We start from the raw sequence: 19273 nt of genomic DNA on the forward strand, positions 1-19273 counted from the left end.
GCAACCGACAAACCCGCCGCCGCGCCCGGCGCACCCAGCGCACACGCGCCGCGCGCGCCGCCGCTACATGAACGTCTTCAGATTGACCGCCGGATCGGCCAGCTTCGCCGGATCGGGCACCGCGCCTGCCGCGATCAACCGCCGCGACGCGCCGATGTCGCGCCCGAGGTTCGCCGCGGCTACCGCGACGATCCTGCCGTCGTCGCCGAGCCCGAACACCGTGAACGGCCCGCTCGCGGGATCGCCGCGCACGACGGTCGTGCGTTCGCTGCCGAACAGCCCGAGCATCTGCAGGTTGCAATCGTACTGATCGGACCACAGCCACGGTAGCTCGGCATAGCGCTCGTCGGCGCCGAGCAGGTTCGCGGCCGCGACGGCCGGCTGGTTTTCGGCCACCTGCCACGATTCGATCCGTACGTGGCGCCCAAGCAGCGGATTGAAGTGCATCGTCACCTCGCCCGCCGCGAAGATCGCGGCATCGGCCGTGCGGCAGCCCGCGTCGACGCGTATCCCGTTGTCGACGTCGAGCCCGGCGGCCTGCGCCAGCTCGACGTTGGGCACGACGCCGATACCGACCACGACGATGTCGGCCGGCACGTCGCCGCGATCGGTTTCGACGACGGCGCCGCGGTCCGGCGCGCGGCGAATCGCGCGCGGCAGCGTCGCCATCCGGAAACGCACGCCGCGCGCATCGTGCAATTGCCGCGCATACGCGCCAACGGCTTCCGGTAACGCACGCTGCAGCAGGCGCGCGGCCGGGTCGATCACCGTCACGTCGCAGCCGAGCTGGCGTGCGGCCGCCGCGACCTCGAGGCCGATGAAGCCGCCGCCGAGCACCGCCACGCGGCGTCCGGGCGCAAGTTGCGCACGCAACGCACGCGCATCCGCCACGGTACGTACGTAATGCGGCACGATACCTGCGTCGACCGGGCCGCCGAACGTCCGCACGCGCGAGCCCGTCGCGAGCACGAGCTTCGCGTACGGCAACGTCGCACCGTCGTCGAGCCGCACGCGCCGTGCGTCCCGCTCGATCGCTTCGACGCGCGCGCCGAGCCGCAGCTCGATGCGCTGCGCGTCGTACCACGCGGCATCGCGAATGAACGCACGCTGCTCGCCGCCGTCGTTCAGCAGCGCATCCTTCGACAGCGCCGGCCGGTCGTACGGCAACTCGCGCTCCGCGCCGATCATCACGATGCGCGCCGCGGCGTCGCGCTCGCGCAGCGCCTCGGCCGTGCGCCGCGCCGCATGGCCGGCGCCGACGATCACGATCGGATCAGCCGACATTGACTTCCACCTGTCCGTCGACGATCCGGATCGGATAGGTCCGCACCGGCTCGGTGATCGGCGCGCATTTCGGCGCGCCGGTGCGAATGTCGATCAGCCCCTGGTGCAGCGGGCATTCGACGCAGCCGTCCTCCACATAGCCTTCGGACAGCCGCGCATGCCCGTGCGTGCAGAGGTCGTGCATCGCGAACAGTTCGTCGCCGATCCGGAACACGGCGATCGGCTTCTGGCCGGCGACGCGCGCCGCCGGTTCGTCTTCGGAGAATTCGTCGAAAGCGCCGAGCGGATGCCACTCGGCCAGCGTTGCGTCGGTCATGTCGATTCCTTGCTTCTTCAGATCGGTCGGATCGGTCAGATCGGTGTCGCGAGCAGCGTCTGCACGCGCGACGTGTCGTAGATCACGCGCTTGGTCTTGTAGCGCAACCCATCGGGCGTGCGCACGACCGTGTCGTAGTACTTGCCGGCCTGGTACACGTTCGATTCGCCGTTGCTGCGAGTCTGCACGACCACGTAGTTGCTCTCGGTGTCGATTTCGCCGTCGCGTTCGGCAACGATCGTCAGGCCCGACGTCATGTGCCGGTACGTATGCGCTTCGTAGATGTTCGCGTGCCGCAGCGACACCACGCGGTCGCGCAGCATCCGCTGGTTCGTGCAGTGCACGATCCCGACCGGCAGCCCGAGATCGGCGTTCTCCTTCGGCACGATTTCGTACGTGCAGTCCTCGGTGAACATTTCCGGCCAGTGTTCGAGCCGATCATTGTCGAGATGCCCGATGTAGCGGTTCTGGAGCATGTAAATCTCGAACCACGTCTTCATGTCTTCCGTCATTTTTCTGCCCCTGCCTCAATAACCCATCAGCTTCTGGTAGCCGACCCAGAACTTGCGGATCAGGCTCTCGGTGATCACCGTGTCCTGCTGGTCCGGATTGCCGCGCGACATCTCGATCACCGACGTCGCATCCGCGTCGCGCACCGTGCCGCGCTGCACGAGCTCGGTCGCTTCCGTGTCCTCCATCGAGATATAGCCGGCCGGCCCGACGAGGTTCGCCTGCTTGATGCGCAGCGCGCGCAGCTCGGGCGTGTCGTCCGTATAACCGAAGAAGTGGAAGATCAGCTCGAAGTTGTCCGGCCCCTTCGGCAGGATCTGGCGCGCGACCAGCGTGTTGTGGATCTGCTGGATCACGAGCTGCGGGAAGATCGGCTGGATATGGTTCGTGCAGTCCTCGTCGTATTCCGACACGAGATCGAGAATCGATTCGTCCTCCAGATGAAAGCCCTCGTCGAACGAACGGATGTTCTGCTGCTTGTACGCCGCCGACGTATCGTCGCCCGTCTTCGTCACCGTGATGATGCTGTGCAGCCCGTGGTTCGCATCCGGAATCGAGCGCGCCTTCATCCCGACGCGGAAGATGTTGAAGGTCGTATGGAACAGGTGCAGCATGCTCGCGTGATACGGGTCCTTCACGTTCTCCATGTACAGCTTCCAGTTCGACTTCGAATACTGGCGCGTGCAGCCGAGATACTCGATCGGCTTGTGGAAGATCCGGTCGATCCACGGGCGCATCTGCTCGCCGAGATACTCGGGCAGCGGCGCGACCTCGTCGCTGAAGGTCGCGAACACGAGCCCGCGATAGCTGTCGACGCGCAGCTTGCGCAGCCCGTGCCGTTTCGGATCGAAATCGGCCGGCATCCCGGTCATGCCCTTCTGGCCGCGCCGGAACGGCACGCCGAGCAGGTTGCCCTGGTTGTCGAAGCTCCACTGGTGATAGACGCACGTGTGCGAACTCGCGTTGCCGCGCGACTTGCGGCACACCTGCGCGCCGCGGTGCGCACAGCGGTTCACCCACGCGGACAGCGCGCCGTCCTCGGTGCGGGTGACGACCACCGGCGTATCGCCGACGAACGTGCTCTTGAAGTCGCCCGCGTTCGGGATTTCCGCTTCGAGCGCGACGAAATTCCACGTCGGCCCGCGGAAGATGCGTTCCTGCTCGCGTTCGTAGACCGCCTGCGAGCTGAACACCTTGTACGGCACGCGCGAGCCGTCGTCGTGCGGGAAGGTCACGTCGGATGCGTCGCCGCGCGCGGCGAAAACGACGGGCGATTCTGTCTGCTCCATGTCGGACTCCTTGTCGATCCGTTGCGTTGAATGCATGGAGCCGATTTTTGAAACGCTAATATTCGGCGTCTATCCGGAAAGTGCGATTGCGGCGGCGCAATATCCACTTTCGGCGGATTTCTGCGCTAGCATGACGGCACACGCGACCGGCGCACGAGCGCGGCCCATTCGTCGGATCGAAGCGCGCGTCGTCCATACCAAGGCTGAGGCCCATGTCCCCAACGTCGTTCGAGCCGCTCGCGCTGCGTGCGCACCGGCTGTTCGAATCCCGCGATCTCGACGAGACGCGCGAGCGGATCTCGCGTGTGATGCAGCCGCACGCGCTGCTGCCGAACGGCCGCGTGCACGGTGCGTCGCACATGGATTTCGTCAGGCTGGGCGGCCTCGGGATCGGCACGATCGCGTTCGGCGACGCGATGCGCGTGCAGGTCGACGCCGTCGACGGCTACTACCTGCTGATGTTTTGCCTGTCCGGTCAGGCACAAGTGCGCGCGATGGGGCGGCAGCTCGGCGTCGACGGGCAGACCGGCGTGCTGTGCGCGCCCGGCGAGCGCTTCGACGCGATGCTGTCGGCCGATTGCGAGCAGTTCGTGCTGCGCATCGACGCGGCGACCGTCGGTTCGCTGACCGGCGATCCGCGCGCGACGCTCGACCCCGTGCTGCACATCAGCGACGCCGCGCTCGCCGCGTGGCGCCAGCAACTGATGCTCGTCGCGCGGTCGCCCGAGCTGCTCGAACGCGCGAACGCGAACCCGCGGGTCGCATCGCAGCTCGAGCATCTGCTGATCGACCTGCTGATCGAAGGTCATCCGCCGTCCGCGCTGCAGGCGTCGCATCGCGACCCGGCGCCGGGCTTCGTCCGGCGCGCGCAGGAATTCGTCGATGCGCACTATGCGCAGCCGCTGCAGCTCGCCGATATCGTCCAGGCCGCCAACGTGCCCGAACGAACGCTGCGCGACGCGTTCCTGCAATTCCGCGGCATGAGCCCGATGCAATACCTGCGCGCGACGCGGCTCGCGCACGCGCGCGAACTGCTGCGCGGCGCGGCGTCCGACCGGCGGATCGCCGATATCGCGCTCGATTGCGGATTTACGCACCTCGGCCGGTTCGCCATGGCGTATCGGGAGAAGTTCGGCGAATCGCCGTCGGACACGCTCGACGGGAAGCGGTAGCCCGGACGCGCGGGCATGCCGATCTTCCCGATCTGCCTGCCCTGCCCGGGCCGCCCGATCTCCCCGGCCGTCCCGACTTTCCCGACTTTCCCGACTTTCCCGACTTTCCCGACTTTCCCGACTTTCCCGACTTTCCCGACTTTCCCGACCTTCCCGACCTTCCCGACCTTCCCGACCTTCCCGACCTTCCCGACCTTCCCGACCTTCCCGACCTTCCCGACCTTCCAGACCTTCCAGACCTTCCAGACCTTCCAGACCTTCCAGACCTTCCGATCTGCCTGCCGCCTCGCCCGCGGTAGCCGCATGCCGATGCCCACCGACATCGCCCCGCAACGGACCTCGCACATGCGTCCGCTCGCCGCCGCCGGGCCGGACCGTTAGTTGCAGTCGGGAGGCGGGCGGCTTCGCTATGCGGCCGGCACGATCATCTCCCGCGCAATCGCGCAGAACGCCGCCGTGGCAGCGCTTTCGCCGTGCAGCCGGCGGCTCATGATGATCGGCGACGTTGCGCCCGGCTCCGGCAGCCGCCGATAGACGACGCCCTTCACGCGCACGCCCTCCACGCTCTCCGGCACCAGCGACACGCCCACCTGGGCGGCGACGAGCCCGAGCGCCGTCTGCAGTTCGCGCACCTCGTGCACGGCCGCCGGCACGACCGCCCCGTCGCGCAGCGCCGACAACTGCTGATCGGCGAAGCTCGGCCGCGGCGTGCTCGGATAGACGATCATCGTCTCGTTCGCGAGATCCGCGAGCGTCAGCGGCCGGGCCGGATCGGCGAGCCGATGCCCGACCGGCAGCGCCGCGATCAGCTTCTCCTCGACCAGCGCCTCGCGCACCAGTTGGTCGTCGTCGAAGCGCAAGCGGCCGAACCCCACGTCGATCCGCCCGCCCTTCAGCGCGCCCAGTTGTTCGAGCGTGAACATCTCGATCAGCGACAACTCGACGTCCGGCTGCGCCTCGCGAAACGCACGGATCACGTCCGGCAGCGCGCCGTACAGCGTCGACGGCACGAAACCGATCACGATCCGCTCCGACAGTTGCGCGAGCCGCCGCGTCAGCGGCCCGAGCTCGTCGGCCTAGTCGACCAGACGTTTCGCCTGGGCATAGAACACGCGCCCGGCATCGGTCAGTTTCAGCGGCCGCGCGCCGCGCTCGAACAGCGGCAACCCGATCTCGTCCTCGATCGCCTGGAGCTGGCGGCTCAGCGGCGGCTGCGTCATGTGCAGCCGCTCCGCGGCCCGCGTGATGTTCATTTCCTCGGCGACGGCGATGAAGTAACGGAGCTGACGCAATTCCATTTCATGCCTCAAAGGTATGGAAGTAGTCGGAAAGAGTGTTGGACGACGCGGGGCGGGAATTCCTACCATGTGCACCAACAGGAGGAATCGCATGATAGCAACCGCCGCCACCATCGAGCGCATCGAGACGTTGCTGGTCGATGTGCCGACGATCAGGCCCCACAAATTGTCGGTCGCCACGATGAATTGCCAGACGCTCGTATTGGTCCGAATTCGATGCACGGACGGTATCGAAGGCGTCGGCGAGGCGACGACCATCGGCGGCCTCGCCTATGGCGAGGAAAGCCCCGAAAGCATCAAGGTCAACCTCGACACCTATTTCGCGCCGCTGCTGCAAGGCATGGACGCGACGCGCCCCGGCGCCGCGATGGCGCGGGTGCGCAAGCTGTTCCAGGGCAACCGCTTCGCGAAGTGCGCGATCGAGACCGCGCTGTTCGACGCGCAGGCGCAGCGTCTGGGCGTGCCGCTGTCCGAGCTGTTTGGCGGGCGGCGGACCGATGCGGTCGATGTCGCATGGACGCTCGCGAGCGGCGACACGCAGCGCGACATCGCGGAAGCCGAAGCGATGCTCGAAGCCCGCCGCCATCGTGCGTTCAAGCTGAAGATCGGCTCGAACGCGGTCGCCGACGACGTGGCGCACGTCGTCGCGATCAAGCGCGCGCTCGGCGAGCGCGGCGACGTGCGGGTCGACGTGAACCAGGCCTGGAGCGAAACCGAGGCGATCTGGGCCGGCGCGCGGCTCGCCGACGCCGGCGTGAGCCTCGTCGAGCAGCCGATCGCCGCGACCAACCGTGCGGGGCTGAAACGCCTCACGCAGCTCGCGCAGGTGCCGATCATGGCCGACGAGGCGCTGCACGGCCCCGTCGACGCGTTCGCGCTCGCGCAGGATCGCGCGGCCGACGTGTTCGCGGTGAAGATCGCGCAATCGGGCGGCCTGCAGGGCGCGGCGAGCGTCGCGTCGATCGCCGCGGCGGCCGGCATCGAACTGTACGGCGGCACGATGCTCGAAGGCGCGGCCGGGACGATGGCGTCCGCGCAACTGTTCAGCACGTTCGACTCGCTGAAATGGGGCACCGAACTGTTCGGCCCGCTGCTGCTCACCGAGGAGATCCTCGTCGAGCCGCTGCGCTACCAGGACTTCAAGCTGCATCTGCCGGCAGCGCCCGGCCTCGGCCTCACCTTCGACTGGGCCCGCATCGAACGGATGCGGCGCGACGCCCGCTGATCCCCACACGACAACCGAAACCGGAGACACAGATGAACAAGCAAACCATCGACGCACTGCTGAAGACCTTCGACGACGCCGCCGAGAAGCCCGGCAACCCGCGCGTGCGCGCGATCGTCAACCGGATCGTGAAGGACATCTGCTACACGATCGAGGACTTCGACGTGCAGCCGAGCGAATTCTGGACGGCCCTGAACTTCCTGAACGAAGCCGGCCGTGAATTCGGGCTGATCGCCGCGGGCCTCGGCCTCGAACGCTTCCTCGACGTGCGGATGGACGAAGCCGAGGAAAAGGCCGGCATCCACGGCGGCACGCCGCGCACGATCGAAGGGCCGCTGTATGTCGCCGGCGCGCCGGAATCGGTCGGCCATGCACGGCTCGACGACGGCACCGATCCGGGCCAGACGCTGATCATGCGCGGCCGGGTGCTCGGCGAGGACGGCGCGCCGCTCGCGAACGCGCTGGTCGAGGTGTGGCATGCGAACCACCTGGGCAATTACTCGTACTTCGACCCGTCGCAGCCCGCGTTCAATCTGCGCCGCTCGATCCGCACCGATGCCGAAGGCCGTTACAGCTTCCGCAGCGTGCTGCCGGTCGGCTACAGCGTGCCGCCGGGCAGCAAGACCGAGCAACTGCTCGACCAGCTCGGCCGCCATGGCCATCGTCCGGCGCACATCCATTTCTTCGTTTCCGCGGACGGGTATCGTAAGCTGACGACGCAGATCAACATCGATGGCGATCCGCATCTGTGGGACGACTTCGCGTTCGCGACGCGCGACGGGCTGATCCCGCCGGTCAGGCAGGCGGAGGGCGCGGAAGGCAAGCCGTACGGCGTCGACGGGCAGTTCGCGCTGATCGACTTCGATTTCTCGCTGCTCAAGGACAAGCAGGACGTGCCGGGGAGCGAAGTCGAGCGGCCCCGCGCGCAGGCGTGAGCGCCCGTCCCGTTCGACGAATCGACAACGCAAGGAGTGCAGGATGCTGTTTCATGTGGAAATGACCGTTCGCCTGCCGGCGGACATGGATCCGGTCAAGGCGGCGACGCTGAAGGCGGAAGAAAAGGCGATGTGCCAGCGGTTGATGAACGAAGGCGTGTGGCGGCATCTGTGGCGGATCGCCGGGCAGTATGCGAACGTCAGTATCTTCGACGTCGAAAGCGTGCAGCAACTGCACGACGTGCTGAGTCAGTTGCCGCTGTTTCCGTATATGGAGATGGAGGTGCGGGCGCTGTGCCGGCATCCTTCGTCGGTGCGGGAAGACGATCAGTAAGCAACGATGCAGCGCGACCGTGACCGACGGCCGCGAGATGCACGCCCCGGGCGGCCGGCGATGTCACGCAGGCCGCGCGGGGCGTTTTGCATTCGGCGACGGTGACCCGCATCGCCGCGCGTCGACGTGCGCAGCTCCTGTCACGCGGCCAGATGCGCGGCGAACCCCACCGTCCCCGGCGCGATCTCCTCTTTCAACGTCAGCGCCGGAATCTCGTAGTCGCCCGCGTTCTGGCGGCGGAACGGAATCGGCGGCGTGGTCCACAGATCGTCGAGACGCTGGCCGAGCGCCGTACACGTTTCGTCGAAGCGCGCGGCGTTCATCTTGCCCGTCCGATAGATCACGAACGGCGGCAGCACGTCGAACCCCGGGTAATACAGCACGCCGTGCTGGATCGGGAACAGCAAGTCGTCGATCGGCCCGTTGATGCCGCGCGGGCTGTAGTGCGGCTCCCATCCGCCCGTCGTGACGACGATCATCGCCCGCTTGCCGGCCAGCGAGCCTTCGCCGTAGCGATCGCCCCAGTGCGTATCGGAATGCTCGCCGACGCCGTACGCAAAACCGTACGCGTACACGCGCTCGAACCAGCCCTTCATGATCGCCGGCATCGAGAACCACCACAGCGGAAACTGCAGGATCACCGCGTCGGCCCACTTCAGCTTGTCCTGCTCCCGCGCGATGTCTTCGCTTTGCGTACCTGCCGCGAACGCGCGCTTCGAATCGAGCGACGGATCGAACCGCGCGTCATGCGTGCGATCGGTCACGTCATTCGCATCGAGTACCGCCTTCCAGTTCATCGCATACAGGTCGCTCACCTGCACCGCGTGACCGGCCGCTTCGAGATGGCCGACGGCGAAGTCGCGCAGCGCGCCGTTCAGCGACCGCGGTTCGGGATGGGCATACACGATCAGCACATTCATGCTCGTCACTCCGTGGATTGAATGACTGCAGGATGCCGCCTTAGACGGTATATTTGAAATGAATTTCGGATATTCCAGCTATAGCCATGAATAATCTCAGAAGGCTCGACCTGAACCTGCTCGTCACGCTGGACGTGCTGCTCGCCGAGCACAACGTCACGCGCGCGGCCGAGCGGCTGAACATGTCGCAGCCGTCGGTCAGCGTGCAGCTGCAGAAACTGCGCGACGTGTTCGGCGATCCGCTGCTGCTGCCGGGGCCGCGCGGGATGCGGCCGACCGCACGCGCGGAAGCGCTGCGCGAGCCGTTGCGCGACGCGCTCGAAGCGGTCGAGCGCACGGTGCTCCCGGCCGCGCCGTTCGATCCCGCGACCGCGACGAACACGTGGCGCGTGGCCGCGACCGACTACGGCGAATCGACGATCGTGCTGCCCGCGCTGCACACGCTGCGGTCGACCGCGCCCGGCACGCGGCTGGCCGTCATCGAGCTCGTACCGCCGCGCATCGAGCAGGATGCCGAACGAAACGGTGTCGACCTCGCGTTCCATACGACCGAAGGGTCGCCGCCCGGCATGCGGCGCCTGCCGCTGTTCGTCGAGCGCTACGTGCTGATCGGCCGTGCCGGCCACCCGAAGCTGAAGCGGCGCCCCACGCTCGCGCAGTTCGGCACGCTCGAGCACGTGATCGTGTCGCCCGACGGCGGCGGCTTTTTCGGCGTGACCGACGAAGCGCTCGCGAAAGTCGGCGCCGCACGGCGCGTCGTGCTGTCGGTACCGCACTTCCTGTTCGTGATGTCGGCCGTCGCGAGCACCGACCTCGTCGCGATGCTGCCCGAGCGGCTGGTGCGCGGCGTGCCCGCGCTGCGCGTGGTGGACGCACCGGTCGAGGTGCCCGGCTATGAAATGTCGATGCTGTGGCACGAGCGCATGCATCGCGATCCGGCGCATCGATGGCTGCGGGAAACGATCGCGGCGGCGGTGTAGATCGTTCGCCCGATCGACGCGATTCGCCGCGTCGATCGCCGACGCACGGAATCCTGCATTCGGGACTTGAAACCGCATCGAACACTGTATATATTTACAGTGCTTTTGCACCATTTGACCCGAATTCCGTCATCCACAGACGAACGGACTTTTGTGAGGCGACCATGTTCCAGGCTTCCGCATTCGATCCCGAGCAACCCGGCTTCAATCCCGTCCACTTCGAGCGCGCCGCGCAGCGAGCGGTCGTCGATCTGCAGCGTGTCGTCGGCGGCCCCGCGCAGCGGGCGCTCGGCCTGCGCCGCCGCACCCACCCGGCGGCCGTGCGCACGATGAGCTGGCAGGCGCTGCTGAACGTCGAAGAGCTGGCGTTCTCGAATCCCGGTTTCCTGAACCGCAACGATCCGGCCGTCGTCGACGCGTTCATCCGGCTGCGCGACAGCCGGCTGGTCGCCGCGGACGTCGAGGAGCCTGTCGACTGGCGCCGCGACGACGACGATCTGCCGGCCGTCTATCTGATCGTCAAGGCAATGCTCGAAGCGGAAGAGGAAGAGCGGGCCGAAGCTGCCTGAGCCGCGCCGGCGATCGCGGCCACCGTCGGCCGAGCTCGCGTCGCCGCCTTGCGCGGCCGTGCGGTCGGCACTGCGGCTCGCCGCAGTTCCGCACCGGCGAATCGGCGCATCGGGCGGCAAGCCGCGAACCGTCGCGCAGGCTGATCGTCGCCATGCGACGTACGCCGGAGCGACCGTCGCAGTGGCAACCCGTTACAGCCGCGCCGCCAGCCGCGCGCCCTGATCGATCGCGCGCTTCGCGTCGAGTTCGGCCGCCAGTTCCGCGCCGCCGATCAGGTGCACCGAGCGCCCGGCGGCCTGCAACGGCGCGAGCAACGCACGTTGCGGCTCCTGCCCCGTGCAGAGCACGATCGTGTCGGCTTCGATCAGTTCGTGATCGGTGCGCTGCTCGCCGTACGACACATGCAGCCCGCGCGCATCGATCAGCTCGTAGTTCACGCCGCCGATCATCTTCACCTGCTTCATCTTCAGCGTCGCACGGTGAATCCAGCCGGTCGTCTTGCCGAGCCCCTTGCCGAGCGGGGCGGCCTTGCGCTGCAGCAGCGTCACTTCACGCGCCGGCGCCGACGCCTGTGCCCGCGTCACGCCGCCGCGCGTCGCGGCCGGGTCGGTCACGCCCCACTCCGCTTTCCATTCGTCGAGATCGAGCGTCGGCGACTCGCCGTCCTGCACCAGATATTCGGCGACATCGAAACCGATCCCGCCCGCGCCCACCACCGCGACCCGCCGGCCCACCGGCTGCCTGCCCGCGAGCACGTCGATATAGCTGAGCACGTTCGGCCCGTCCTGCCCCGGAATCTTCGGGTCGCGCGGCGCGACGCCGGTCGCCAGCACGATCTCGTCGTAGCCGCCCGCGATCAGGTCGCTCGCGTCGACGCGGCGGTTCAGGTGCAGCTTCACGCCGGTCAGTTCGACCTGCCGGCCGAAATAGCGCAGCGCTTCATGAAACTCTTCCTTGCCCGGAATCCGCTTCGCCATGTTGAACTGGCCGCCGATCTCGGCCGCGCCGTCGAACAGGTCGACCCGATGGCCGCGCTGCGCGAGCACCGTCGAGCAGGCGAGCCCGGCCGGCCCCGCGCCGACCACCGCGATTCGCTTCGGCTGCGGCGCGGGCGTGTATTTCAGTTCGGTCTCGTGGCACGCGCGCGGGTTCAGCAGGCACGATGCGATCTGGTTCTTGAACGCGTGATCGAGGCATGCCTGATTGCAGCCGATGCAGGTATTGATCTCGTCGGCGCGGCCCTGCGCGGCCTTGACGACGAACTCGGCATCCGCAAGCAGCGGGCGCGCCATCGACACCATGTCCGCGCAGCCGTCCGCGAGAATCTGCTCGGCCACTTCGGGCCGGTTGATCCGGTTGGTCGTCACGAGCGGAATGCCGACCTCGCCCTTCATCTTCTTCGTCACCCACGCGAACGCGCCGCGCGGCACCGACGTCGCGATCGTCGGCACGCGCGCCTCGTGCCAGCCGATCCCCGTGTTGATGATGGTCGCGCCCGCGCGCTCGACCGCCTTCGCGAGCTGCACGGTTTCGCTCCAGTCGCTGCCGTCCGGAATCAGGTCGAGCATCGACAGCCGGTAGATCAGGATGAAATCGCGGCCGACCGCTTCGCGCGTGCGCTCGACGATCTCGATCGGCAAGCGCATGCGGTTCTCGTACGAACCGCCCCACCGGTCGGTGCGCTTGTTCGTGTGCATCGAGATGAACTGGTTGATCAGGTAGCCCTCGGAGCCCATGATCTCGACGCCGTCGTAACCGGCTTCGCGTGCCAGCGTCGCGCAGCGCACGAACGCGCGGATCTGCCGCTCGACGCCGCGCGCGCTCAGCTCGTGCGGCGCGAACGGCGAGATCGGCGATTTGATCTTCGACGGTGCGACCGCGAACGGGTGATAACCGTAGCGACCCGTATGCAAGATCTGCAGCGCGATCTTGCCGTCCTCTGCATGCACGGCGCCGGTGATCTCGCGATGCCGGCGCGCGGCGGCCGACGTCGTCAGCATGCCGCCGAACGGCTTGGTCCAGCCGGCCACGTTCGGCGCGAAGCCGCCCGTCACGATCAGGCCGACTCCGCCGCGCGCACGCTCGGCGAAATATTCGGCGAGGCGCGGCAGCGTCTTGCGGCTGTCCTCGAGGCCCGTATGCATCGAGCCCATCAGCACGCGATTCTTCAGCGTCGTGAAGCCGAGATCGAGCGGTGCGAGCAGGTGGGGAAAGGGAGTCGTCATGATGATCCGGCCAATAAGCGATGCCTGCCATCGTAGGCGCGCGCCGTCTTGAACGTGAGGGGCCAAACAGCCATAATGCTTGTCATTTACGGCCAAATCGACATGACTTCCCCGTCTCGCAAGGATCGCCTCGGGCTGCGCCGGCCGACGATTCCGGTCGCCTATACGCGCCTGCTGCTGCAGGCGCTGGCCGCACGCGGCGTCGACCTGGCCGCCGTGCGTGCGGGCACGGGCCTGCGCGACGCGGTGCTGGCCGAACCGGACGCACGCGTCGCGCCGTCGCAATGGGGACGGCTCGTACTCAACGCGATCGAAATCGGTGGCGATCCCGGCATCGGGCTCGCATTCGGGCTGCTGCTGAAGCCGACCGTGCACGGCTTTCTCGGCTACGCGACGCTGACCGCGCGGGACATCCGCGAAGCGCTGTCGGTCACGCAGCGCTACTTCCGGATGCGCAATCGCCAATACCGGCTGACCTATGCGGAAGACGAACGCGGCGCGACGCTCGAACTGCACGGCGTGCAGGCGAACCCCGTGCTGCAGCACCACGTGATGTTCGAATTCGTGCTCACGGGGCTCGCGCAGAACATCTCGCAGTGGTCGGGGCGCGCGTCACCGCCGATCCGGCTGCAATTCGCGTGGCCGGAGCCCGCATATTTCGCGCGCTATCGCGATACGCTGCCGCCGGTGGCATTCGGCTGCGCGGCCAATGCGCTGTGGATCGCACGCGACGCGCTCGACTGGCCGCTGCCGCTCGCCGACGAAGTCGCGCACCGGCAGGCGCTCGTGCAGGTCGAGCGAGAGTATGCGCAGGTGCGGCAGGAGGAAGGCGATCTGGTCGGGCGCGTGCGGGCGGAACTGGCGCGCGCGACCGGCGATTATCCGGGGCCGGACACGCTCGCCGACGCGCTGCTCGTGTCGACGCGCACGCTGCGGCGCCGGCTCGAGGAAGCCGGATCGAGCTATCGGCAATTGCTCGACGAAGCACGGTTTCGCGACGCCAAGCAGTTGCTCGCCGCGTCGGATCTCGACCTGAAGACGATCGCCGAACGGCTGCAATTCACCGACCCGGCGAATTTCACGCGTGCGTTCCGGCGTTGGGCCGGGCAGACGCCGAGCGCGTATCGGGAGGCGGCGGGGGTGGCACGCGACTGATGCGAAACACGCGCGCAGCGCGTCAGCGGCCGATATGAATCCGCGCGCCGCCGTCCCCCTCGCCCGCTTCGATCCGCACGTCGCCCGTAGCGGCGGCGATCGCGTCGTACACATCGTCGCTCACGCACACCACCGGCACCGCGATCGCATACAGCTCGGCGGCCACGATCGCGCCGATCGAGATGATCAGGTCGCGCTCCTTCAGCACGATCGCAACCGGCCCCGTGCCGTTGCGCACGGCTTCCGCGAGCACGCTGCTGCTCGAACTCGAGCCCTTCGCGTGCGGCATCACCATCACCTTGCCGGCAAGGCTCGCGCCGGCCTGCGGATGCCCGCGATCGACGATCCGGCCCGCGCCCGAGTCGTAGCCGCCCCAGAAGCTCAGCGGCTTGTCGAGAACGAACGGGCGCGCACACGCGCTGCCCGGCACGAGCGTGTCGCCCGTCAAGAATTGTCCCGTCGCTTCAGTCATCGAATCGCACCTTGCCTTCGTATGCGGACCGCACGCATTCGCGCATGCTGCCGTACGCGACCGTCACGCCGATGTTCGCGGGCGCATACGACGCCCATTTCCCCGAGTTGGTCATCACCAGCCCCGACAACTGCTTCATCACCGGCGTGATGTACGTGCAGGTATCGACAACGATCTGGACGCCGCGCGCGGCAAATTTCTCCGCGAGACCGGCTTGCTCCAGCTCCCACAAAATGAAGCGGCTCGTGTTCACGTAGAAATCGCAGGCCGGCTGGCCGTCGAACGCGTCGAGCAACGTGTCGAGCGTGCGGAATTCGGCCAGCGAAAAATGCGGCGTACCGAGCGCGACCGCGACGAGCGCGTCGCCGGCCGCGCCGTGATTCAGCGTGCGGCGAATCTCGTCGAGATCGGCCATCGTGATGTCGATCGTGCGTTGCGCCGCCTGCCCGTGCAACGCGGCATCGAGCGTCGGCGCCTCGGGCGTCACGCCGACCGCATGGAACAGCGCGACGGCACCGCTCGACGCGGCGGCCGAGCCGAGCGCCTTGAGCTCGTCCTCGGTGGTGTCCGCCGGCAGCCCGACGATCGCCGGCACGACGGCGCCCGCGAACTTGCCGACCGCCAAACCGAGCGCGGCGAAATAGATGTCGCGCGACGGCAGGCGGCTGAAGTCCGGCGCATTGAACACGATCCGCGCGGCGCGGTTCGCGTCGACATGCAGCCCCGCATACGGCGCACGCCCGGTGATCGCGGCGGCCAGGTCGAGAAAATCGCCGTAGCGGCTCGTGCGCGCGCCGAGCACCGAGTTCGCGAACACGATCGCATTCGATTCGGCCCACGCGATCTGCTCACCCATCGCGGGGCGATTCTTCAGTTGATACGGCGCACACGTGAAGCTCGATTCGCAGCCGAGCAGCACATGCGCGTCCATCAGGCGCTGCGCATCGCGCTGGATCGTGCGGTCGCCGTGGTACAGCTCGGGATGGATCAGGTCGAGCGACCCGACGTTCAGCGTGGTCGGCACCGCGACCTTCGCGCCCGTCTCGACGAAATAGTCGACGAAGTCGAGGCTCGCCTGGCCGTGATACAGACAGCCGTCGATGTGGGCGGATGTAATGTCGATCAGGTGCGGCGCGGACATCACGTGCGCCGTACGCGCAACGATTCGCATCGCGCGGGCGACGCCGTCGCCGAAATCCCCGCGCAACATCGCGTCGTCGCGGTCACTCAACTGCAGCATCGATTGCTCCTCTGACTCGTGCCGGCGGCGCCGGCCCTGAAATCGGTCAGAGGACTCTACAACTGGAAACAAAAACTGTCCAGATCGCTCGAAAACCGGACACCATTAAAACCAATCTTCACAACCAAACGCATCCGGCCGTACCAATGGCTCGGTTTTCGCACCAGTCGATCGCCACAGCGAGCCGCCAGCCGCGCCTAGCGTTCCGCCGTCAGGCTGAACAACTCGTTGCGCAACGCCTTCGCGCGATCGCGGCCGAACTGCGCGTCGAATTCGTCCTGAGCGGCCTGCCACGCGATTTTCGCTCGTGCGAACGTGCGCTCGCCCAGCTTCGTGAGATGGAGCGCATGGGCACGCGCATCGTGCTCGGACGCAGCCGTCGCGACGAAGCCGTCGCGTTGCAACGGCTTCAGCGCACGCAGCAAGGTCGTGCGGTCCATCACGAGCGTATCGGCGAGTTCGCTCATCACCAGGCCGGGCCGGTGCGTGAGGTTCGCCATGATCGAGAACTGCGCGGGCGTGACGCCGACCGGGGCCAGATGGCGCTCGTACAGTTGCGTGACGAAGCGCGCCGCCTGGCGCAGCGCGAGGCAGTTGCAGGTCTGAGCAATCGAGGTGTCGTTCATGTTTCGCAATCTATATGTGCATATGCATAAAGTCAATGTACACTCCGTCGTAACACTGGCCGGCGGCCGGCCATCGCGTCAAGGAGACGGACATGGACTACATCGACAAGCTGCGGATCTTCCGGTCGGTGGTGGAAATGCGCAGCTTCACGCGCGCCGCGGACATGCACGGCCTTGCGCGGCCGGTCGTGTCGCGCGCGGTCGCGGATCTGGAGGCGCGCTTCGGCAGCCGGCTGCTGCACCGGACCACGCGCCAGGTGTCGCTGACCGAAACGGCCGAGCGGATCTACGAGCGTTGCGCGGCCGTACTCGACGAGCTCGATGCCCTCGAAGCGCAAGCGCAGACGCACACGCGCGAGCCCGAGGGGCTGCTGCGCCTCGTCGCGCATACGACGGCCGCGCTGAACCGCCTCGTGCCGCTGATCGCCGGCTTCAAGACCGCGCATCCGAACGTGCGCCTCGACGTCACGCTGACCGAGCGCCCGGTCGATCTGGTCGGCGAAGGCTACGACATCGGCATCGTCGTGCCGTACATGCTGACGAGCGAATCGACCGTCGTGCGGCTGATCGAGCGCATTCCGGTCGTGATCGTCGCGACGCCTGCGTATCTGCACGCGCATGCGCGCCCCGAGACGCCGGCCGACCTCGCCCTTCATCCGTTCGTGCCGATCTCGCCGTCGCTGCGCCGCCCCGCGCTGTCGTTCCGCGTCGACGGCGACACGCTCACCGTGCCGTTCCGTTTCGACATCTCGTCGAACAGCCCCGTGTTCAACCGCGAAATGGTGATGCACGACTTCGGCATCGGCATCGTCCCGAAAACGCTCGTCGAGGCCGAACTCGCATCGGGCGCGCTCGTGCAGTTGCTGGAAGGCGCCGATCTCGTCGATGCGTTCGTCGACATCAAGCTCGCCTACGCGAACCGCGCGCTGCTGCCCGCGAAGGTGAAGGCGTTCATCGACTACACGGCCGCGTATTGCGACCGCGAAGGCTGGAGCGTGCCCGCGGCGGCTTGACCCGGCGCGCGAACGCGCGTTGCCGGCGCCGATTGGTACAGCCACGACACCAATCTGATCCCGCCGCGCCGCTCGCTTCGCGCCGCCCTGCCACCTAACATGTGCACATGCACAAGACCACGCTCACCGACGACGATTGCTTCGCAGTCCGGCAAGCCGCCCGGCGGATCTCGCAGTTCTACGAGCGTTACCTGTCGCGGGCGGGCGTCACGCCGTCGCAGTACAGCATCCTCGCGCTGCTGCGCGACCGGCCCGGCCTGACGATGGCGACGTTGTCGAATGTGCTGGTGATCGAACGCACCGCGCTGCTGCGCGCGCTCAAGCCGCTCGTCGGCGCGGCGTTGGTGACGGGGCGCATCGAGCCGCCCTGCCGTGGCCAGACGTTCGCGCTGACCGCGGACGGCGAAACGAAGGTGGCCGATGCGCACGTGCACTGGCTCGCCGCACAGGAAGCGTTCGAGCGGTGCTTCGGGCCGACGCAGGCGGCCCGCCTGAGAGACGAATTGTTCCGGATCACGCACAACCTGCCGGAACGCTGACCCCTTCCCCGATCGACGTCGTGCCGTCGATCGCTTTGAACAGTGCATATACATAGGTGAATCGATGGATACGACCCAAGCCGCTGCCTCGTCGCGCGAAGCAGCCACAACCGAGCGGCCGGCGAAGCAGCAACGCCGCGTGCCGTGGATGCGCATCGCGGTGGGCGCCGTCGTCGTCGTGGTCGCGGCCGCCGTGCTCGACTGGCTGTTCGTGCTGCGCTTCCAGGAAAGCACCGACGACGCGTATGTCGGCGGCGACGTGACGGTGCTCGCGCCGAAGGTCAACGGCTTCGTCGACAGGATTCTCGTGACCGACAACCAGCGCGTGAAGGCCGGCGACGTGCTCGTGCAACTCGATGCACGCGACTACGACGCGAAGCTCGCGCAGGCCGGCGCCGAAGTCGACAGCGCGCGCGCCGCCGTGACCGAACTCGAGGCGAAGCAGCAACTGCAATACGCGGTGATCGGCCAGCACGCGGCGGACAAGAACGCGTCGTCGGCCGAACTGACGCGCGCCGCGTCGGACCGCGTGCGCTATCGCGAACTCGTGAAGTCGGACGCCGTATCGAACCAGATCGTCGAACGCGCGGATGCCGATTACTCGAAGGCCGGCGCGGCCGTCGAGCGCAGCGACGCCGCGCTGCTCGCCTCGAAGCGGCAGCTCGACGTGCTCGGCGCGCAACTCGCCGATGCGCGCGCCCGCGTGAACACCGCGCTCGCCGCGCAGCGCGTCGCGGCGCTCAACGTCGAATACACGACGATCCGCTCGCCGGTCGACGGCTACGTCGGCAACCGCACGGGCCGCGTCGGGATGCTCGCGAACGTCGGCGTGCCGCTGTTGACCGTCGTGCCCGCGTCCGGCCTGTGGATCGACGCGAACTTCAAGGAAGACCAGTTGCGCAAGATGCGCGCGGGCGATCGCGTCGACGTCGCGCTCGATGCGTCGAGCACGCGCCTGCACGGCCGCGTCGACAGCCTGGCGCCCGCGACCGGCGCGACCTTCAGCGTACTGCCGCCCGAGAACGCGACCGGCAACTTCACGAAGATCGTCCAGCGCGTGCCCGTCCGCGTGCATCTCGATCCGCAGCCCGGCATCGAGCAGGTGCTGCGCCCCGGCCTGTCCGCGGTCGTGACCGTGCATACCGACCACAAGCACTGAGCGGGAGCAGA

The 19273-nt window shown here is 67.5% G+C and carries 20 protein-coding genes and 1 pseudogene; 11 read left to right on the forward strand and 10 right to left on the reverse strand.

Going from position 1 to position 19273, the window contains the following annotated elements; translation table 11 throughout:
• Positions 1-63 precede the first annotated feature (63 nt).
• Genes andAa through andAc form a run of 4 tightly spaced genes read right to left on the reverse strand, consistent with a single transcriptional unit; the run spans position 64 to position 3399 of the window.
• Positions 64-1284 carry an anthranilate 1,2-dioxygenase system ferredoxin--NAD(+) reductase gene (andAa, locus tag WS61_RS15765; protein WP_059501312.1) on the reverse strand — a complete coding sequence of 407 codons (1221 nt, stop codon included), beginning with the start codon at positions 1282-1284 and terminating at the stop codon, positions 64-66.
• Entirely contained in the window at positions 1274-1600 is a 327-nt protein-coding gene (andAb, locus tag WS61_RS15770) for an anthranilate 1,2-dioxygenase ferredoxin subunit AndAb (protein WP_059501314.1), read from the reverse strand. The genes andAa and andAb overlap by 11 nt, the downstream gene beginning before the upstream one ends.
• A 35-nt stretch (positions 1601-1635) precedes the next feature.
• Positions 1636-2112, reverse strand: coding sequence for an anthranilate 1,2-dioxygenase small subunit AndAd (gene andAd, locus WS61_RS15775; RefSeq protein WP_059501316.1), 477 nt, complete (start codon positions 2110-2112; stop codon positions 1636-1638).
• 15 nt (positions 2113-2127) lie between these two features.
• Positions 2128-3399, reverse strand: coding sequence for an anthranilate 1,2-dioxygenase large subunit AndAc (gene andAc / locus WS61_RS15780; protein ID WP_059501397.1), 1272 nt, complete (start codon positions 3397-3399; stop codon positions 2128-2130).
• A gap of 212 nt (positions 3400-3611) precedes the next feature.
• Between andAc and andR the strand changes: the two genes are divergently transcribed.
• Together andR and WS61_RS35405 are read left to right on the forward strand one after the other, a co-directional pair.
• The gene (gene andR, locus WS61_RS15785; protein WP_059501317.1) at positions 3612-4571 is read left to right on the forward strand and encodes an anthranilate 1,2-dioxygenase regulatory protein AndR; all 960 of its coding nucleotides are present in this window, start codon (positions 3612-3614) and stop codon (positions 4569-4571) included.
• 15 nt (positions 4572-4586) lie between these two features.
• A complete protein-coding gene (locus tag WS61_RS35405) occupies positions 4587-4952 on the forward strand; it encodes a hypothetical protein (protein WP_059501319.1) in 366 nt (121 codons plus the stop codon).
• Between the two features lie 26 nt (positions 4953-4978).
• Here WS61_RS35405 and WS61_RS15795 read toward each other — a convergent pair.
• Positions 4979-5869, reverse strand: a pseudogene (locus WS61_RS15795) (LysR family transcriptional regulator).
• Positions 5870-5960: 91 nt separating this feature from the next.
• Between WS61_RS15795 and WS61_RS15800 the strand changes: the two are divergent.
• The 3 genes from WS61_RS15800 to catC are packed head-to-tail and all read left to right on the forward strand — an operon-like array spanning position 5961 to position 8363.
• Complete coding sequence (locus tag WS61_RS15800) at positions 5961-7094, forward strand: muconate/chloromuconate family cycloisomerase (RefSeq protein WP_059501321.1); 1134 nt, start codon at positions 5961-5963, stop codon at positions 7092-7094.
• A 32-nt stretch (positions 7095-7126) separates the two neighbouring features.
• Entirely contained in the window at positions 7127-8029 is a 903-nt protein-coding gene (gene catA, locus WS61_RS15805; protein ID WP_059501324.1) for a catechol 1,2-dioxygenase, read from the forward strand.
• A gap of 43 nt (positions 8030-8072) precedes the next feature.
• The gene (gene catC / locus WS61_RS15810; RefSeq protein ID WP_059501326.1) at positions 8073-8363 is read left to right on the forward strand and encodes a muconolactone Delta-isomerase; all 291 of its coding nucleotides are present in this window, start codon (positions 8073-8075) and stop codon (positions 8361-8363) included.
• 140 nt (positions 8364-8503) lie between these two features.
• Here the strand turns inward: catC and WS61_RS15815 are convergent, their stop codons facing one another.
• On the reverse strand, positions 8504-9283 hold the full coding sequence (locus WS61_RS15815; RefSeq protein WP_059501327.1) for an NAD(P)H-dependent oxidoreductase: 780 nt from the start codon (positions 9281-9283) through the stop codon (positions 8504-8506).
• 86 nt (positions 9284-9369) lie between these two features.
• Here WS61_RS15815 and WS61_RS15820 point away from each other — a divergent pair, with 86 nt between their 5' ends.
• On the forward strand, positions 9370-10263 hold the full coding sequence (locus WS61_RS15820; protein WP_059501329.1) for a LysR family transcriptional regulator: 894 nt from the start codon (positions 9370-9372) through the stop codon (positions 10261-10263).
• A 164-nt stretch (positions 10264-10427) separates the two neighbouring features.
• Entirely contained in the window at positions 10428-10832 is a 405-nt protein-coding gene (locus tag WS61_RS15825; RefSeq protein ID WP_034205328.1) for a DUF2471 family protein, read from the forward strand.
• 192 nt (positions 10833-11024) lie between these two features.
• On the opposite strand, the gene WS61_RS15830 is transcribed toward WS61_RS15825, so the two are convergent.
• A complete protein-coding gene (locus WS61_RS15830; RefSeq protein ID WP_059501331.1) occupies positions 11025-13058 on the reverse strand; it encodes an NADPH-dependent 2,4-dienoyl-CoA reductase in 2034 nt (677 codons plus the stop codon).
• 75 nt (positions 13059-13133) lie between these two features.
• Between WS61_RS15830 and WS61_RS15835 the strand changes: the two genes are divergently transcribed.
• Positions 13134-14213, forward strand: coding sequence for an AraC family transcriptional regulator (locus WS61_RS15835; protein WP_059501334.1), 1080 nt, complete (start codon positions 13134-13136; stop codon positions 14211-14213).
• Between the two features lie 22 nt (positions 14214-14235).
• Here the strand turns inward: WS61_RS15835 and WS61_RS15840 are convergent, their stop codons facing one another.
• From WS61_RS15840 to WS61_RS15850, 3 genes are all read right to left on the reverse strand, one after another.
• On the reverse strand, positions 14236-14685 hold the full coding sequence (locus tag WS61_RS15840; protein ID WP_059501336.1) for an aconitase X swivel domain-containing protein: 450 nt from the start codon (positions 14683-14685) through the stop codon (positions 14236-14238).
• Positions 14678-15925 carry an aconitase X gene (locus tag WS61_RS15845; RefSeq protein WP_059501338.1) on the reverse strand — a complete coding sequence of 416 codons (1248 nt, stop codon included), beginning with the start codon at positions 15923-15925 and terminating at the stop codon, positions 14678-14680. The genes WS61_RS15840 and WS61_RS15845 overlap by 8 nt, the downstream gene beginning before the upstream one ends.
• 197 nt (positions 15926-16122) lie before the next feature.
• The gene (locus tag WS61_RS15850; RefSeq protein WP_059501340.1) at positions 16123-16551 is read right to left on the reverse strand and encodes a MarR family winged helix-turn-helix transcriptional regulator; all 429 of its coding nucleotides are present in this window, start codon (positions 16549-16551) and stop codon (positions 16123-16125) included.
• A gap of 92 nt (positions 16552-16643) precedes the next feature.
• On the opposite strand from WS61_RS15850, the gene WS61_RS15855 reads away from it, so the two are divergent.
• From WS61_RS15855 to WS61_RS15865, 3 genes are all read left to right on the forward strand, one after another.
• Positions 16644-17564: a LysR family transcriptional regulator gene (locus WS61_RS15855; RefSeq protein WP_034205335.1), complete on the forward strand. Its 921-nt coding sequence runs from the start codon at positions 16644-16646 to the stop codon at positions 17562-17564.
• 107 nt (positions 17565-17671) lie between these two features.
• Positions 17672-18103 carry a MarR family winged helix-turn-helix transcriptional regulator gene (locus WS61_RS15860; protein ID WP_059501342.1) on the forward strand — a complete coding sequence of 144 codons (432 nt, stop codon included), beginning with the start codon at positions 17672-17674 and terminating at the stop codon, positions 18101-18103.
• 64 nt (positions 18104-18167) lie between these two features.
• On the forward strand, positions 18168-19262 hold the full coding sequence (locus WS61_RS15865) for an HlyD family secretion protein (RefSeq protein ID WP_059501343.1): 1095 nt from the start codon (positions 18168-18170) through the stop codon (positions 19260-19262).
• Positions 19263-19273: the final 11 nt, after the last annotated feature.

It is taken from the genome of Burkholderia sp. ABCPW 11 (assembly GCF_001523445.1).
Taxonomy (GTDB): Bacteria; Pseudomonadota; Gammaproteobacteria; order Burkholderiales; family Burkholderiaceae; genus Burkholderia.

Coding starts and splice junctions, on each gene's coding strand:
- andR (WP_059501317.1), top strand. CDS start 3,612: ATGTCCCCAACGTCGTTCGAGCCGCTCGCGCTGCGTGCGCACCGGCTG.
- WS61_RS15855 (WP_034205335.1), top strand. CDS start 16,644: ATGGACTACATCGACAAGCTGCGGATCTTCCGGTCGGTGGTGGAAATG.
- WS61_RS15850 (WP_059501340.1), bottom strand. CDS start 16,551: ATGAACGACACCTCGATTGCTCAGACCTGCAACTGCCTCGCGCTGCGC.
- andAd (WP_059501316.1), bottom strand. CDS start 2,112: ATGACGGAAGACATGAAGACGTGGTTCGAGATTTACATGCTCCAGAAC.
- WS61_RS35405 (WP_059501319.1), top strand. CDS start 4,587: ATGCCGATCTTCCCGATCTGCCTGCCCTGCCCGGGCCGCCCGATCTCC.
- andAa (WP_059501312.1), bottom strand. CDS start 1,284: ATGTCGGCTGATCCGATCGTGATCGTCGGCGCCGGCCATGCGGCGCGG.
- WS61_RS15830 (WP_059501331.1), bottom strand. CDS start 13,058: ATGACGACTCCCTTTCCCCACCTGCTCGCACCGCTCGATCTCGGCTTC.
- andAb (WP_059501314.1), bottom strand. CDS start 1,600: ATGACCGACGCAACGCTGGCCGAGTGGCATCCGCTCGGCGCTTTCGAC.
- WS61_RS15815 (WP_059501327.1), bottom strand. CDS start 9,283: ATGAATGTGCTGATCGTGTATGCCCATCCCGAACCGCGGTCGCTGAAC.
- WS61_RS15820 (WP_059501329.1), top strand. CDS start 9,370: ATGAATAATCTCAGAAGGCTCGACCTGAACCTGCTCGTCACGCTGGAC.
- catA (WP_059501324.1), top strand. CDS start 7,127: ATGAACAAGCAAACCATCGACGCACTGCTGAAGACCTTCGACGACGCC.
- WS61_RS15800 (WP_059501321.1), top strand. CDS start 5,961: ATGATAGCAACCGCCGCCACCATCGAGCGCATCGAGACGTTGCTGGTC.
- WS61_RS15840 (WP_059501336.1), bottom strand. CDS start 14,685: ATGACTGAAGCGACGGGACAATTCTTGACGGGCGACACGCTCGTGCCG.
- andAc (WP_059501397.1), bottom strand. CDS start 3,399: ATGGAGCAGACAGAATCGCCCGTCGTTTTCGCCGCGCGCGGCGACGCA.
- WS61_RS15865 (WP_059501343.1), top strand. CDS start 18,168: ATGGATACGACCCAAGCCGCTGCCTCGTCGCGCGAAGCAGCCACAACC.
- catC (WP_059501326.1), top strand. CDS start 8,073: ATGCTGTTTCATGTGGAAATGACCGTTCGCCTGCCGGCGGACATGGAT.
- WS61_RS15845 (WP_059501338.1), bottom strand. CDS start 15,925: ATGCTGCAGTTGAGTGACCGCGACGACGCGATGTTGCGCGGGGATTTC.
- WS61_RS15825 (WP_034205328.1), top strand. CDS start 10,428: ATGTTCCAGGCTTCCGCATTCGATCCCGAGCAACCCGGCTTCAATCCC.
- WS61_RS15835 (WP_059501334.1), top strand. CDS start 13,134: ATGCTTGTCATTTACGGCCAAATCGACATGACTTCCCCGTCTCGCAAG.
- WS61_RS15860 (WP_059501342.1), top strand. CDS start 17,672: ATGCACAAGACCACGCTCACCGACGACGATTGCTTCGCAGTCCGGCAA.